Origin of the sequence: Enterococcus sp. DIV2385 (assembly GCF_051711925.1) — a bacterium.
Lineage (GTDB): Bacteria > Bacillota > Bacilli > Lactobacillales > Enterococcaceae > Enterococcus > Enterococcus faecalis.
The window spans coordinates 1,389,791-1,405,620 of sequence record NZ_JBIONV010000001.1 but is presented as its reverse complement, the minus strand read 5'-3'; the positions used below and the strand labels follow the sequence as shown (position 1 = coordinate 1,405,620).

Here is a 15,830-nt window from a genome sequence, read left to right as displayed (position 1 = left end):
GAAACCCGCTCACTCTCCTTCTAATTCTTTAAGAAATAGTTAATGTACGCTTATTAACTAAACGAGAATCTAAGTATAAGGAGTTTTTTCTTTGGCTAAAAAAATTAACAATGAGTACAATGATGCCTCTATCCAAGTCCTAGAAGGATTGGAAGCAGTGAGGAAAAGACCTGGTATGTATATCGGTTCAACCGATAGCCGTGGACTCCATCACTTAGTCTATGAAATTGTCGATAACGCAGTCGATGAAGCGTTATCTGGCTACGGGAATGAAATCAACGTAACTATCCAAAAAGATAATAGTATTTGTGTTGCAGACTCTGGCCGCGGAATGCCAACAGGGATGCATGCTTCTGGTATCCCAACAGTAGAAGTAATTTTTACTGTCTTACATGCGGGTGGTAAGTTTGGCCAAGGTGGCTATAAAACTTCAGGCGGACTCCATGGGGTGGGTGCCAGTGTTGTTAATGCCTTATCGAAGTGGTTAGAAGTTCATATTGTTCGTGATGGCGTAGAATACATGGAACGATTTGAGGACGGCGGTAAACCAGTTGGTACCTTAAAAAAAATCGGCAAAACAAAAAAACGCAACGGCACCTCCGTTACTTTTTTACCTGACGACACCATTTTCTCTACGACAAATTTTTCTTACGAAATTTTAGCAGAACGTTTGAGAGAATCAGCTTTCTTACTAAAAGGCGTCAAAATTACTTTAACGGATGAACGTAGGGAAGAACCCAAAGAAGAAGTCTTTCACTACGAAGAAGGCATTAAAGAATTTGTTGCCTATCTAAATGAAGAAAAAGACACATTAACACCCGTTGTTTATTTTTCAGGAGCCAAAGAAGGTATTGAAGTTGAATTAGCTTACCAATACAACGATGGCTATTCTGAAAATGTTTTATCTTTCGTTAACAATGTCCGCACAAAAGATGGCGGTACCCACGAAGTCGGTATGAAAACGTCAATGACAAAGGCGTACAATGAATATGCACGTAAAGTAGGACTATTAAAAGAAAAAGATAAAAATTTAGAAGGTAGCGACTTCCGTGAAGGCTTAGCAGCCGTCCTTTCTATTCGAGTACCAGAAAACTTACTACAGTTCGAGGGCCAAACCAAAGGGAAATTAGGTACACCTTTAGCAAGAACCGTTGTCGATAACGTCGTAGGCGAACAAATGGGCTTCTATTTACAAGAAAACAGTGAAATGAGTCAATCATTAATTCGGAAAGCAATTAAAGCCCGTGAAGCCCGTGAAGCGGCTCGCAAAGCTCGTGAAGAAAGCCGGAACGGTAAAAAACGGAAAAAAGGTGAATCGTTACTTTCTGGAAAATTAACACCGGCTCAATCTAGAAATCCTAAGAAAAATGAACTATATCTTGTCGAAGGAGACTCGGCCGGTGGCTCAGCAAAACAAGGACGCGACCGGAAATTTCAAGCCATTTTACCGCTACGAGGAAAAGTCATTAATACGGAAAAAGCGAAAATGCAAGACATCTTGAAAAACGAAGAAATCAATACTATGATCTATACAATTGGCGCAGGCGTCGGTCCTGAATTTTCAATTGAAGATTGTAATTATGATAAAATCATCATCATGACCGATGCGGATACCGATGGTGCCCATATTCAAGTGTTGCTATTAACGTTCTTCTATCGTTATATGAAACCATTAATTGAAGCTGGCAAAGTCTACATTGCCTTACCACCACTTTATAAAGTCTCTAAAGGAACTGGAAAAAAATCAGTCATTGAGTATGCTTGGACCGATGGTGAATTGGCAGAAGTAATTGATAAAGTTGGTAAAGGCTATATGCTCCAACGCTATAAAGGTCTGGGGGAAATGAATGCAGAACAACTTTGGGAAACAACGATGGATCCTGAAACTAGAACCTTAATTCGTGTTCGGATTGATGATGCAGCTCAAGCAGAACGCCGTGTGACCACATTAATGGGCGATAAAGTCGAACCTCGTCGAAAATGGATTGAACAACATGTTCAATTTACGCTGGAAGAAGATGGCAGTATTTTAGATCGTTCAGAAGAAGACACTTCTGCACCAACAGGAGAAAGTCTTTTAGATGCGGAAAAAACAAAAGAAGCAGAACAAACCGATGACACTGAAATCAGTTTGTTTGACATAGAGTAGGGAGTGACAATTTTGGAAAAACGCCAAGAAGTTCAAGAATTAACCCTTGAAGAAGTAATGGGCGATCGTTTTGGAAGATATTCCAAATACATCATTCAAGAACGGGCCCTACCAGATATTCGAGATGGGCTAAAACCAGTACAACGCCGCATTCTCTTTTCAATGAATAAAGACGGCAATACCTTTGATAAAGGCTTTCGTAAATCAGCAAAATCTGTCGGAAACATTATGGGGAATTATCATCCCCATGGCGACAGTAGTATTTATGAAGCGATGGTGCGTCTAAGTCAAGACTGGAAATTACGGGAAGTACTAATTGAAATGCACGGAAACAACGGAAGTATGGATGGCGACCCACCAGCGGCGATGCGTTATACAGAAGCTCGTTTATCACAGTTAAGTGGTGAGTTGTTAAAAGATATCGACAAAAATACCGTCGATTTCGTCTGGAATTTTGACGATACAGAAAAAGAACCCACTGTTTTACCAGCCAAATATCCTAATTTATTGGTAAACGGCTCAACGGGGATTTCAGCAGGCTATGCAACAGAAATTCCTACGCATAATTTAGCGGAAATTATTGATGGAACCGTGTATTTAATTGATCATCCTAATGCAAGTTTAGAGAAATTAATGGAATACATTCCAGGACCAGATTTCCCAACAGGTGGGATCCTACAAGGAAAAGCAGAAATTAAAAAAGCCTACGAAACCGGCCGTGGTAAAGTAATTTTACGTGCGAAGACAAAGATTGAGCCCTTAAAAGGCGGCAAACAACAAATTGTTATTTCTGAAATTCCTTACGAAGTCAATAAAGCAACGCTAGTGAAGAAGATGGATGAAATCCGTTTAAATAAAAAAGTAGACGGCATTGCCGAAGTTCGTGACGAAAGTGACAGAACTGGCTTGCAAATTGTTGTTGAACTAAAAAAAGATGTCAATGCAGAAGGTATTTTAAATTATCTATTTAAAAACACTGAATTGCAAATCAATTACAACTTTAACATGGTAGCCATCGACAACATGACCCCGCAACAAGTGGGACTAAAACGGATTTTAGAAAGTTACATTACGCACCGCAAATCAGTTATCATTAACCGTTGTCAATTTGAGTTGGACAAAGCTCGCAAACGTGAGCACATTGTTGCTGGTTTAATTAAAGCATTGTCTATCTTAGATAAAGTGATTGCAACAATCCGTGGCAGTAAAGATAAAAAAGATGCGAAGAAGAACTTAGTATCCGACTATGCGTTTACTGAAGAACAAGCTGAAGCAATCGTTACTTTACAGCTATACCGTTTAACCAATACGGATATTACTGATTTACAAGAAGAAGCGAAAACTTTAGAACAACAAATTGCTGAGTTATTGAACATTTTAAACAATGAAAAAGAACTATTCTCAGTCATGAAAAAAGAACTTCGCGAAGTTAAAAAGCAATATGGCAATCCGCGCTTAACTCAAATTGAAGAGGAAATCCAAGAAATCAAGATTGAAACAGCCGTGTTAGTTGCGCAGGAAGACGTGGTCGTAACCGTGACGCACGAAGGCTATATCAAGCGGAGTAGTATTCGTTCTTATACAGCATCAAAACCAGAAGAAATCGGCATGAAAGAAGGCGACTTTTTACTATATGCTGGCGAAGTCAATACATTAGATCATCTTTTACTAGTAACAAATAAAGGAAATATGATCTATCGCCCCGTCCATGAGTTGCCAGATTTACGCTGGAAAGAAATTGGCGAACATATTTCTCAAACCATTTTAAATCTTGCTATCGATGAATCGATTATTGCTGTATATCCTTATAAAGAGTTAAGTCCGACAAAAACCTTTGTTTTCATTACAAAAGCTGGCATGATTAAACAAACCAAAATGGCTGATTTTGAGCCTTGGCGCACTTATAAGAGCCGCCCGACATCTTGTATGAAATTAAAATCAGACCAAGATGAAATTACCAATGTTTATTTAACAAATGATCAAGACTTATTGGATGTTTTCCTCGTGAGCAATCGCGGTTTTGGCTTACGCTATCCATTATATGAAGTACCTGTTGTGGGTAGTAAAGCGGCTGGAGTTAAATCAATGAAACTCAAAGAAGACGATTATGTCGTTAATGGTTTACTGGTTCATTCTGAAGGGGATACACCGATTGTCATCGTTACCCAACGTGGCGGTGTTAAACGCATGTTAGCCCAAGAATTAACACAATTAGGACGAGCAAAACGTGGATTAATGGTCTTACGGGAATTGAAGAAAAATCCACATCGTGTTGTCTTTATGTCTGAAAGTACCGATTTAGATTTATTAGTCACTACACAAAAAGGTACACAAGAAGTTATTCAGTCGAAAAACTATCCAATCAGTGAACGAACATCCAACGGTTCCTTTGTCATCGATGAACAAAAAGATGGCCAAGTAATGGAAGTCCACGAGATGCATTCTGCAGTGATTGAAGAAGAACAAACAAACTAAACTGTGTTATAAATATCTCCACAGCAGCCATCTGTATTAATACAGATGGCTGCTGTTTTTAATACAGAAGTACATTTTTCACAAGTGATAACAACTATAAATCGTTCTTATTTTCACAAGTATAAATGTTTATATATCAGCGTTTAGAATCTTCGCTCCCCATTTATTTATTAAGAAAGTGCAATAAATAATAAAAAAACGCTTGCATCTAAAAGGTTATGTGTTATACTAATCACATAAAGCTGTTACATACAATCAAGTAGCAGTTAACTAAGGAGGCAAACACTTCATGAAACAATGGGAAGGCTTTAAAGGCGACAAATGGAGAACAAGCGTTGACACTCGTGATTTTATTCAAAACAACTACACAGAGTACAAAGGCGACGACAGTTTCTTAGAACCAATCGCTCCGAGCACTGACAAATTATGGACAAAACTACAAGAATTATTTGAAATCCAACATGAAAAAAATGGCGTTTATGACATGGATAGCGATATCCCAGCAACTATTACGTCACATGAACCTGGTTACTTAATCAAAGAAGAAGAAAAAATTGTCGGTTTACAAACAGATGTACCATTAAAACAAGCATTTATGCCATTCGGTGGTATTAAAATGGCGAACAATGCCTTAGTTTCAAATGGTTATGAAACTGACGAAGAAATGACAAAAATCTTCACAGAATACAGAAAAACACATAACCAAGGTGTTTTTGATGCCTACACAGCTGAAATGCGTTTAGCACGTAAAAACAAAATCATTACTGGTCTTCCAGATGCTTATGGCCGTGGCCGTATTATCGGTGACTATCGTCGTATCGCATTATATGGTATCGACTACTTAATGGAACAAAAGAAAAAAGATCATGATAACACTGGTAACAAAGAAATGACAGACGATGTTATTCGCTTACGTGAAGAAATTTCTGAACAATACCGTGCGTTAAATGACTTAAAACAAATGGCTGCTTCTTATGGTTTCGATATTTCTCGTCCTGCTGCAAATGCGCAAGAAGCAATCCAATGGTTATACTTTGGTTACCTAGGTGCCATTAAATCTCAAAATGGTGCGGCAATGTCAATTGGTCGTATCTCAGCATTCTTAGACATCTATATCCAACGTGACTTAGAAGCTGGTTTAATCACTGAATTTGAAGCACAAGAAATGATTGACCATTTAATCATGAAATTACGTATGGTTAAATTTGCACGGACACCAGAATACAACCAATTATTCTCTGGTTATCCAATTTGGGCAACATTATCTATTGCTGGTATGGGTATTGACGGTCGTTCATTAGTTACCAAAAATGACTTCCGTATCTTACACACCTTAACAAACATGGGACCATCTCCAGAACCGAACTTAACTGTATTGTATTCTTCTCACTTACCAGAAGGCTTCAGAACATATGCAGCTAAAATCGCGAAAGAAAGCTCATCTATCCAATTTGAAAACGATGACTTATTACGTGAAAACTGGGGTTCTGACGACTGCGCAATCGCATGTTGTGTTTCTGCAACAGTTATGGGTAAAGATATGCAATTCTTCGGCGCTCGTGCGAACTTAGCGAAAGCTGTTCTTTATGCAATTAACGGCGGGGTCGACGAAAAAACTAAAATGCAAGTAGCACCAAAATATCGTCCAATGACTGGTGACAAATTAGATTACCACGAATTCATGGAACGCTATAAAGACATCTTAGACTGGTTAGCTGAATTGTACGTTAACACATTAAATATTATTCATTACATGCATGATAAATATGCATATGAAGCACCACAATTAGCTTTAATGGATACTGATTTACAACGGACATTCGCAACTGGTATTGCCGGAATCTCTCATGCGACTGATAGTATCATGGCAATTAAACACGGTGAAGTAGAAGTAATCCGTGACGAAGATGGTATGGCAATCGATTATGTACCAACAAAAGAATTCCCAACATACGGAAACGATAACGAAGAAGCCGATGCAATGGCTAACTGGATTTTAGATTACTTTATGACACAAATTAAACGTCAACACACATACCGTAACTCTAAACCAACGACTTCATTATTAACAATCACTTCAAACGTTGTTTATGGTAAAGCAACAGGGAACACGCCTGACGGACGTCGTGCCGGCAAACCTCTTGCACCAGGTGCGAACCCAAGTTATCAAGACGGTAAATTCTTAGGTGAGAAAAATGGCTTGTTAGCTTCATTAAACTCAACAGCTCGTTTAGAATATACAATCGCTTTAGATGGTATTTCTAATACACAAACCATCAACCCTAATGGTTTAGGTAAAGACGACGACACAAGAATTAACAACTTACGTAACGTATTAGATGGCTACTTCGATAAAGGTGGTTACCACTTAAACGTAAACGTATTTACAAACGAATTATTATTAGATGCACAAGCACATCCAGAAAAATATCCAAACTTAACTATCCGTGTATCTGGATATGCCGTGAAATTCCGTGACTTAACTCCTGAACAACAAGCAGACGTTATTTCAAGAACTTCACACGACAGACTATAAAAAACATTTACATTATTTAACTGAAAGGGTGACATTTAACGTGTCATCCTTTTCGTTTGAAAGAAGAGGGATCATTATGACAACACCAGTTACAGGTAGAATTCATTCAACAGAAAATTTTGGTACCGTTGATGGCCCAGGTGTCCGTTTTATCGTATTTACACAAGGGTGTCGCATGAGATGTCAATTCTGTCATAATCCAGATACTTGGAAAATTGGTTCCGGTGGTCGTGTGGTGACGACTGACGAAGTATTAGAGGAAGCATTACGTTTTCGCTCTTATTGGGGCGAAAAGGGTGGTATCACTGTCAGTGGTGGTGAGCCGCTATTGCAAATGGACTTTTTGATCGATTTATTTAAAAAAGCCAAAGCACAAGGCATTCATACAACCTTAGATACGTGTGGCAAGCCTTTTACTCGGGAAGAACCCTTCATTAGTCAATTTGATGAATTGATGAAGTATACAGATTTACTCTTATTTGACATCAAACATATTGATAACGAGCAACATAAACTGTTAACAACGCAATCAAATGATAATATTTTAGAGATGGCTACCTATTTATCTGAAATTGACAAACCTGTTTGGATTCGCCACGTATTGGTGCCTCAACGTAGTGATTACGACGAATATTTAATCCGTCTGGATGCCTTCATAAAAACATTAAACAATGTAGATAAAGTTGAAGTGCTTCCTTACCATACGATGGGCAAGTACAAATGGGAAGAACTAGGTATTCCTTATCCATTAGAAGGAATTGAGCCTCCTAAAAATGATCGTGTTGAAAATGCGAAAAAACTACTACATGTCGAGGACTATCAAGGTTATCTAGCACGTTAACAAACGAAAAAATAGAAAAGAAGACAATTTTTTTGTTGTTTCTTTTCTATTTTTTGTTATCATTAAGAGTGAATCAAAACCAAGGAGTGTGTATTATGTCAAAAATTTTAGTTTTTGGACACCAAAATCCTGATACAGATGCTATCGGAGCAGCAATTAGTTTTGCTTACTTACAAAAAGAATTAGGAAAAGAGACAGAAGCTGTCGCTTTAGGAACACCAAGTGAAGAAACTCAATTTGCCTTAGATTACTTCAATATTGAAGCACCACGTGTTGTCACTGAAGCAGCTAGCGAAACAAACCAAGTCATGTTAGTGGATCATAACGAATTCCAACAAAGCATTTCAGATATCGCTGAAGTAAACATTTTAGCAGTAGTGGATCATCACCGGATTGCCAACTTCGAAACAGCAGATCCATTGTATTATCGTGCAGAACCAGTAGGGTGTACCAGTACAATCATCTATAAAATGTTTAAAGAAAATAACGTGACAATTCCAGCTCAAATTGCTGGTATGATGGTCTCAGCGATTATTTCTGATACATTATTATTTAAATCACCAACTTGCACACAAGAAGACATCGATGCAGCGCACGCCCTAGCTGATATTGCTGAAATTAATTTAGAAGGCTATGGTCTTGACTTATTAAAAGCAGGAACAAATTTAAGCGATAAATCAGCTGAAGTTCTTTTAGATTTAGATGCTAAGAGCTTCCCAATGAACGGCAAAACAGTTCGCGTTGCTCAAGTAAATACCGTCGATTTAGCAGAAGTTTTAGATCGTCAAGCTGAATTAGAAGCAGCTATGGCCGCAGAAAATGCAGCCAATAATTATGACTTGTTTGTCTTAATTATTACGAATATCCTAGACAGTGATTCTGAATTATTAGCGATTGGTGCGGAACAAGCCAAAATTGAAGCAGCGTTCAATGTAACATTAGTTAACAATCGTGCGTTCTTACCCGGCGTTGTTTCTCGTAAAAAACAAGTAGTACCACAATTAACAGAAGTCTTTAACTAAAACCGTAAGCGCCTAAGCAACGCGATAAATTCCTTGTTGCTTAGGCGCTTCAATAGTAAAGGGGCGTTAACATGAATGATTTAGCAATTTACTATCATTCTCCGCAACAAACGAAACAATACAATCATTTGCTCAACCAATCACTTTTTTTCCCTCTTGTTACTTTTATGTATGAACATCGGGAAGAAAGAATCATTTTAAGACAATTAAAAGCGGCCTTTGCAACAGAAGCCAAGTTAGAACAATTTTTATCAGAAATGATTGATTGTCAGTTAATCATTCGGGAAAATCGTCAATATTGTTTGAATTTTCCTATTTATACGGCAGCTGAAGTTGCGAGTTTGACCTTGACTGAAGACGAACTTCCTAAGTTTAAAGGAACTGTAACAGAGCAATTATTTTGGCTAGCTGAATCTTTTTGGCCACAAGTGTTTCCAGAAGAGGAAGACTATTTTTTTGGCGTGAGCGGTGGCCCCTCATTCTATCAAAAACAAAGATTGGCCTCGGTACAACTATCTATAATTACGCTTGAAAAAGAAAAGACAGAGGTTCCAACAATGCCTCGTTATTTTGATTACTTGGGCAAAGAGCAATCCTTGCCAGAAGCCTTCAGTGCTTTATATGACTTGCTAGGAGACGTAAATCCTGAATACTATCTTTCACAAGCGAGAAGAGTTATTAAACAAGCTCTGCGAGGCCGCAAAGTCAGTACTGTACCTAATATTTTTCAAGAAAGTTTGCACTTGACCCAAGTGATTACGATTGACCAGGACCACTTAAAACTCCTTTTACCAGTAGCAACGGAACAAGCCGAGCCTTTAGAAGCACAGTCGGATATTCTAGCATTTTATTATGAAAAAATTGCTAACCGATCGGCCATCGAACGCTTAGTTTTTATGCAACAATTGATTGAGCAACTAGGTACGAACTCTCTAAGTTATCTTAGAATAAATTAAAGTTACGATAATTTTATTATGTAAACTAAAAATCAATAACAAGAAATGACGCCGCTTCTTAGTGAGAAATGGCGTCATTTCTTTTGCGAACTTTTTTCGTCCAAAAACCACCGGAAATGAACTTAGGCTCATAGGAAATGATAAATGCTCTCGGCTCTAATTGATTGATTAATTTGTACAATGTACGTTCATTTTTTCTTGGGGAAAGAATTTCTAAAACCATTCGTTCTCCTTCGCGTCCGTAGGCGACACTTTGCGTAACACCATAGCCGTGTTCACGAAGTGTTTCTGGTAAATGAAATTGTTCAGTAGTAGAAGGGAGGATAACCGATACCATGATATAACCCAAGGCCAAATAGTCTTCGATTTTAATTCCTACACTAATGCCAACAGCGTAACCAAGCGCATAAACAAGTAAATTTAAAGGATTGTCTAACCGATTCAGAACCATACTTAGCCCTAAGACATAAATTGTTATTTCAGCCATACTAACCAGCGGTGCAATAACCCGATAACCTTTCATCGTTAACATAAAACGAATAGTATTTAAGGTAATATACGCAAAATTAATGATAAAAATCATAGCTAACATTTTCAAATCAACGACCATAAAATAAGTACCTCTTTTCAAAATCTTTACATCCAGCCCTCATTATAGTACAGAAAAACTGAGAATCAAAGGCGAAACACTTATAGAAATAAATTCTTTTTTGAATACTCGCTCATATTATTCGCCTAATTTAACTGTTATTTGATATAATCTTAGTATGAAGTAAAAAGGAGGTAAGCGATGAAAATTTTTGTTTGGATTTTGTTATTTTTATTAGTAATTAACGTTATTGCTGCCTTAATTACTGTTTTTAGAAAACCTCGTAGTATTTCCAGCGTTTTAGCATGGATGATGACGTTGATTTTCTTGCCTGGTATCGGCTTTATTATTTACTTATTCTGTGGGCGAGGTATCGATGGACAAGAAGTTTTTAAATTGTCTGATGATGAAAAACAAATGGTTCAACGAATTAAAGAAAAAGTGGACATTGATAACAAAAAAGCAGGGCGCGATAAACGTTATGATTTACTTTATGATGCGAAAGTTTTAAATCGTTATTTCCGGAATATGGACGCATCACCGTTGGCCAAAAGAAATAGTTTGCAATTATTCACAGATGGCCAAGAAAAATTCCAAGCATTATTTGAAGATATTCGTGCAGCGAAAGAAACCGTTCATGTGGAGTATTATGCGTTTTTTAATGACACAATTGGTAATCAATTTTTAGATGTATTAATCGAAAAGTTGCATGAAGGCGTGGAAGTTTACTTAATTTACGATCCTTGGGGTTCACCCGGCGCAAATAAAAAGTTTTTTGCTCGTTACGTTGACGCTGGAGGAAAAGTAGCTCCCTTTATTACTTCTCGCGATATGATCCGTAAAACACGTCTAAATTATCACTTGCATCGGAAAATTGTTGTCATCGATGGGAAAATTGGCTGGACCGGCGGGTTCAATGTTGGGGATCAATATTTGAATGTCACCGAAAAATTTGGTTACTGGCGAGATACCCATATTCGTTTGGTCGGGACGGCCGTATTTTCATTGCAAGAGATATTTATCATGGATTGGAATGCTTCAGTCAAATATCCTGAAGAACGTATGACGTATCATGAAAAATATTTTAAATTACCAGAAGATCATGAAGTGGAGCATTTGTCCTTACAAGTTGTTTCAGATGGTCCTGATTCAGAAGAAGAAATTTTGAAAAGCGGGTTCGTTCGGATGATTTTTTCTGCAGAAAAGAGTGTCTGGATTCAAACACCGTATTTAATCCCTGACGATAGTATGATTAATGCGTTGTTAGTGGCGGTTCGTTCAGGTGTCGACGTGCGAATTATGATTCCTTGTATGCCTGACCATCCCTTTATTTACCGCGCAACACAATATTACGCGAATTACTTACACAAACGCGGCATTAAAATTTATATTTATGATAGTGGGTTTATTCATGCAAAAACAATGGTGATTGATGATGAATTAGCTATGGTTGGCACAACAAACCAAGATATTCGCAGTTATTCATTGAATTTTGAGGTAAGTACGTTTATTTACAATCCCGACATTGCGTGGATGTTAGCGCAAGTCTTTGAAGAAGATATAGAAAAAAGTGTCTTACTAACCGACGAGATAATTAAAAAACAAGGGTACTGGCTACGCTTCAAGCAAAACTTTTCACGCTTGTTGTCACCAGTCTTGTAATCAATAAATCAGCAGTGAATGTAGTAAACTACTATTTTCACTGCTGATTTTAGTAACAAAACACTGAGGTGGTCTACCTAATTCATTGATAATCCCTCTAAATAATGGTAAATTAAAAATAAATTCAATCAGCTATTCTATCGTGAGAAACATAGTTATTACGTAGATCAGATCAAAGGGACATTCACGACGAGCAAATATTGAGTGTGTTTGCTGAAATGTGCATGTGTGATTTGGTCTTTTTTATTGAGCTGTTATTTTATAGATAAGGAGTGGTCATCATGGACTACCAAGCAATAGCAAAAGAAATTTTGAAAGACGTAGGTGGCAAAGACAATATCGTGGATGTCACACATTGTTATACACGATTGCGTTTCGTATTGAAAGATACGAAACAAGCGAACAAAGAAGCCTTACTACAAACAGAAGGTGTCATTTCTGTTGTTGAAAGTGGCGGGCAGTATCAAGTGGTTTTAGGCAATAAAGTCGCGCATGTTTATAATGTTCTAGAACCTTTGTTGGCTCAGCAACTTACGACCAAAACATCCACAAAAGAAAAAAATTCATTAGGTAATCGAATTTTAAATACTGTTGCCGCGATTTTCACACCTGTCGTACCAGCAATTGCCGCTTCAGGCATGTTAAAAGGAATTCTAGCCATCGCTGTGATGGTCGCAAACAATTTTTACCAGGTCGATTTAAAACCTTTGAATACGTATATTATTTTAAGCGCCGCTTCCGATGCACTTTTTTATTTTATGCCAGTTATTTTAGGTTATTCAGCTGCTAAGGTTTTCAAAACAAACGAATATATCGCCATGGTAATTGGTGCCACCTTATGTTATCCGACCATCGTTTCATTAATGACTGAAGAATCAGCGGTTACCTTGTTTGGATTACATGTGACCAAAGCCAATTATGTTTCCACAGTAATTCCTATTATTCTTGCAATTTTTATGTTAGCTTATGTGCAACGCTTTTTGGAAAAAGTCATTCCAGAAGTTCTAAAAATTATTATGGTTCCTACGCTGTCATTACTTTTAATGATTCCAGCCACTTTATTATTATTTGGACCGATAGGGATTTATTTAGGTGACGGCGTGAATTGGTTGTATTATTATATAATGAATTTGAGTCCCATCTTGTTAGGCGGTTTTATCGGCGGAATTTGGTGTGTCTTAGTCATTTTTGGGGCTCACCGCGGACTTGTACCAATTGGGATTAATGATGTTGCTCGAACAGGGCGTCAAAATTTGCTAGCGTTTGCTGGTGCAGCGAACTTTTCTCAAGCGGGCGCCGCATTTGGCGTGTTTGTCCGCACAAAAAATAAAGGCTTGAAAGCCGTTGCTGCCTCTGCAACAGTGACTGCATTATTTGGTATCACAGAACCAGCCATTTATGGGGCAAACTTGCGGCTAAAAAAACCGATGATTTATGCGGTGGCTAGCGGAGCAGCAGGCGGGGCCTTAATGGGCTGGGGCGGTTCCTACGGGACAGCCTTCGCTAACCAAGGACTCTTGACCATCCCAGTTTACGCAGAAGCAGGAACCAAAGCCTTTATTTGTTATTTATTAGGTTGTGGCATTGCTTTTTTTGGTGCATTTCTATTAACGATTTTTCTAGGCTTTAATGATTTACCGCTTGACGAGTCACGTCAAGAACCCAGCTTAAAGACCGAGGCAACGACCGTCAAAGAAAAACAACGGATTCAAGCACCTGTTCAAGGACAACTCGTATCTTTAGACCAAATCAACGATGAAGTCTTTTCTTCTCAACAAATGGGAAAAACGCTAGCTATTTATCCGACAGAGGAACAAATTGTTTCACCAGGAAATGGGCAAGTGACGGCTTTATATCCAACTCATCATGCAATTGGCTTAAAGTTAGACAATGGTGCTGAAATCCTCCTTCACATTGGAGTCAATACAGTCGAATTAAAAGGGCGGGGATTTGAAGCGTTCGTAAAAGCAGGAGAAAGAGTCAGGCTAGGACAAAAGCTGCTTTCTTTTGATAAACAAATCATCCAAGCTGCTGGTTATGATCCAACCGTCTTAGTCATCGTAACAAATACTGCGGAAATGGCTGTAATTGAGACAACCAAACAAACAGAGATTACACCACAAACAAATTTATTTTTCATGCAAGTAAAGGAGCAAAACTAATGGTTAAACAATTTAAGAACGATTTTTTATGGGGAGCTTCTTCCTCCGCTTTTCAAATTGAGGGCGCTTGGAATGAGGACGGCAAAGGCCTAACAGTCGCTGATTACAATTCTTTTAAAAAGTCAGCTGTACAAGCAGATACGAAAGTCGCCAGCGATTTTTACCATCGTTTCAAAGAGGACATTGCGTTAATGAAAGAATTAGGCTTAAAAACCTATCGTTTTTCTCTTTCATGGGCACGAATCATTCCAACAGGTGATGGCGAAATCAATCAAGCCGGCATCGATTTTTATAATGCCGTCATTGATACACTTTTAGAAAACGATATTTTGCCGTTTGTCACACTTTATCATTTTGATTTACCTTTTGCGTTGGTGGAAAAATACAATGGTTGGGCGGATCGTCGCTGCGTTTCCGCATTTCAACGCTATGCGCAAGTCTGTTATCAAGCGTTTGGTGATCGAGTCAAAAATTGGCAAGTTACAAACGAACAAAACTTAATGATTCGTGTCGATGAACGAATGAATATGTACGACGTTGCACCAGAAAATGCTGAAAAAATTCGTGCACAAATGGATTACCATATGTTTGTTGCCCATGCGCTAGCGACGAATGATTGTCACCAATTGGTCGCTGGGGGAAAAGTCGGTCCCTCTGTTTCCTCAACGATGACTTATCCTAGTTCCAATAAACCTGAGGATGTTTGGGCAGCTCGTATGAATGATAACTTTAAAACAAATTATGCTCTAGAAATGTATTGTTTTGGCGAATACCCTGGTTACTATCAAGAGTATTTAACCAAATGCGGCATTTATCCCGAAACACAGCCAGAAGATCAAGCAATTCTGAAAGCCGCTAAACCAGATTTTATCGCCCTTAATTATTATCGGACGTTAGTTGCTAGCTATTTACCGACAGATGAGCAACACCCATTGGGTACGAAAGAAAAGGACATTGATTTTGATCTATACGGTTATTTTAAAATCGAAAAAAATCAACATTTAAAAACCTCTAAGTATGGTGCCCAAATTGATCCAACTGGTCTACGTTTAGTTTTAAATGATTATTATCGTCAATACCGTTTGCCATTAATCATTACAGAAAACGGTTTAGGCACACCCGATCACCTAACAGAGGACGGAAAAGTTCATGATGACTATCGAATTGCGTATTTGCATGATCATATTGCTGCTTGTCATGCGGCTATTTCTGACGGTGTTGAGTTGTTTGGCTATTGCCCTTGGTCGGTCATGGATATTTTAAGTTCTCATCAAGGATTCAAAAAACGCTACGGTTTTATTTACGTCAATCGTGAAGACCATGAGTTAAAAGATTTACGACGCATTAAAAAAGATAGTTTTTATTGGTACCAATCAGTAATTAAAAATAATGGGTTACCAGAAGAATAGTGCCCAAAAAGGATCATCCATTGCATACG

General features: G+C 38.1%; 10 protein-coding genes. 9 read left to right on the top strand and 1 reads right to left on the bottom strand.

Annotation, left to right across the window (positions count from 1 at the left end; all coding sequences use genetic code 11):
- Positions 1-91 precede the first annotated feature (91 nt).
- The 6 genes from parE (at position 92) to IGM04_RS06850 (ending at position 9,979) form a co-directional block, all read left to right on the top strand.
- On the top strand, positions 92-2,149 hold the full coding sequence (parE, locus tag IGM04_RS06875) for a DNA topoisomerase IV subunit B (RefSeq protein ID WP_086317897.1): 2,058 nt from the start codon (positions 92-94) through the stop codon (positions 2,147-2,149).
- A 12-nt stretch (positions 2,150-2,161) separates the two neighbouring features.
- Entirely contained in the window at positions 2,162-4,624 is a 2,463-nt protein-coding gene (parC, locus tag IGM04_RS06870) for a DNA topoisomerase IV subunit A (RefSeq protein WP_086317896.1), read from the top strand.
- Positions 4,625-4,913: 289 nt separating this feature from the next.
- On the top strand, positions 4,914-7,160 hold the full coding sequence (gene pflB, locus IGM04_RS06865) for a formate C-acetyltransferase (RefSeq protein WP_002357529.1): 2,247 nt from the start codon (positions 4,914-4,916) through the stop codon (positions 7,158-7,160).
- A gap of 76 nt (positions 7,161-7,236) precedes the next feature.
- Entirely contained in the window at positions 7,237-8,001 is a 765-nt protein-coding gene (gene pflA / locus IGM04_RS06860) for a pyruvate formate-lyase-activating protein (protein WP_002357530.1), read from the top strand.
- Between the two features lie 95 nt (positions 8,002-8,096).
- Positions 8,097-9,023, top strand: a complete 927-nt coding sequence (locus IGM04_RS06855) for a manganese-dependent inorganic pyrophosphatase (RefSeq protein ID WP_002397325.1) — start codon at positions 8,097-8,099, stop codon at positions 9,021-9,023.
- A 71-nt stretch (positions 9,024-9,094) separates the two neighbouring features.
- On the top strand, positions 9,095-9,979 hold the full coding sequence (locus IGM04_RS06850; RefSeq protein ID WP_086317895.1) for a DUF1803 domain-containing protein: 885 nt from the start codon (positions 9,095-9,097) through the stop codon (positions 9,977-9,979).
- A gap of 58 nt (positions 9,980-10,037) precedes the next feature.
- Here IGM04_RS06850 and IGM04_RS06845 read toward each other — a convergent pair whose 3' ends face one another.
- Complete coding sequence (locus IGM04_RS06845; protein WP_002361848.1) at positions 10,038-10,589, bottom strand: DUF2179 domain-containing protein; 552 nt, start codon at positions 10,587-10,589, stop codon at positions 10,038-10,040.
- 180 nt (positions 10,590-10,769) lie between these two features.
- Between IGM04_RS06845 and cls the strand changes: the two genes are divergently transcribed.
- From cls to IGM04_RS06830, 3 genes are all read left to right on the top strand, one after another.
- Positions 10,770-12,230, top strand: coding sequence for a cardiolipin synthase (cls, locus tag IGM04_RS06840; protein ID WP_002381891.1), 1,461 nt, complete (start codon positions 10,770-10,772; stop codon positions 12,228-12,230).
- Between the two features lie 281 nt (positions 12,231-12,511).
- The gene (locus tag IGM04_RS06835; protein WP_086317894.1) at positions 12,512-14,392 is read left to right on the top strand and encodes a beta-glucoside-specific PTS transporter subunit IIABC; all 1,881 of its coding nucleotides are present in this window, start codon (positions 12,512-12,514) and stop codon (positions 14,390-14,392) included.
- On the top strand, positions 14,392-15,801 hold the full coding sequence (locus tag IGM04_RS06830) for a glycoside hydrolase family 1 protein (protein ID WP_010822830.1): 1,410 nt from the start codon (positions 14,392-14,394) through the stop codon (positions 15,799-15,801). The genes IGM04_RS06835 and IGM04_RS06830 overlap by 1 nt, the downstream gene beginning before the upstream one ends.
- Positions 15,802-15,830 lie beyond the last annotated feature (29 nt).

Excerpts from the sequence above, each read along its gene's own strand:
- pflB (WP_002357529.1), top strand. The coding sequence starts at position 4,914 with ATGAAACAATGGGAAGGCTTTAAAGGCGACAAATGGAGAACAAGCGTT.
- pflA (WP_002357530.1), top strand. The coding sequence starts at position 7,237 with ATGACAACACCAGTTACAGGTAGAATTCATTCAACAGAAAATTTTGGT.
- IGM04_RS06855 (WP_002397325.1), top strand. The coding sequence starts at position 8,097 with ATGTCAAAAATTTTAGTTTTTGGACACCAAAATCCTGATACAGATGCT.
- IGM04_RS06850 (WP_086317895.1), top strand. The coding sequence starts at position 9,095 with ATGAATGATTTAGCAATTTACTATCATTCTCCGCAACAAACGAAACAA.
- IGM04_RS06845 (WP_002361848.1), bottom strand. The coding sequence starts at position 10,589 with ATGGTCGTTGATTTGAAAATGTTAGCTATGATTTTTATCATTAATTTT.
- cls (WP_002381891.1), top strand. The coding sequence starts at position 10,770 with ATGAAAATTTTTGTTTGGATTTTGTTATTTTTATTAGTAATTAACGTT.
- IGM04_RS06835 (WP_086317894.1), top strand. The coding sequence starts at position 12,512 with ATGGACTACCAAGCAATAGCAAAAGAAATTTTGAAAGACGTAGGTGGC.
- IGM04_RS06830 (WP_010822830.1), top strand. The coding sequence starts at position 14,392 with ATGGTTAAACAATTTAAGAACGATTTTTTATGGGGAGCTTCTTCCTCC.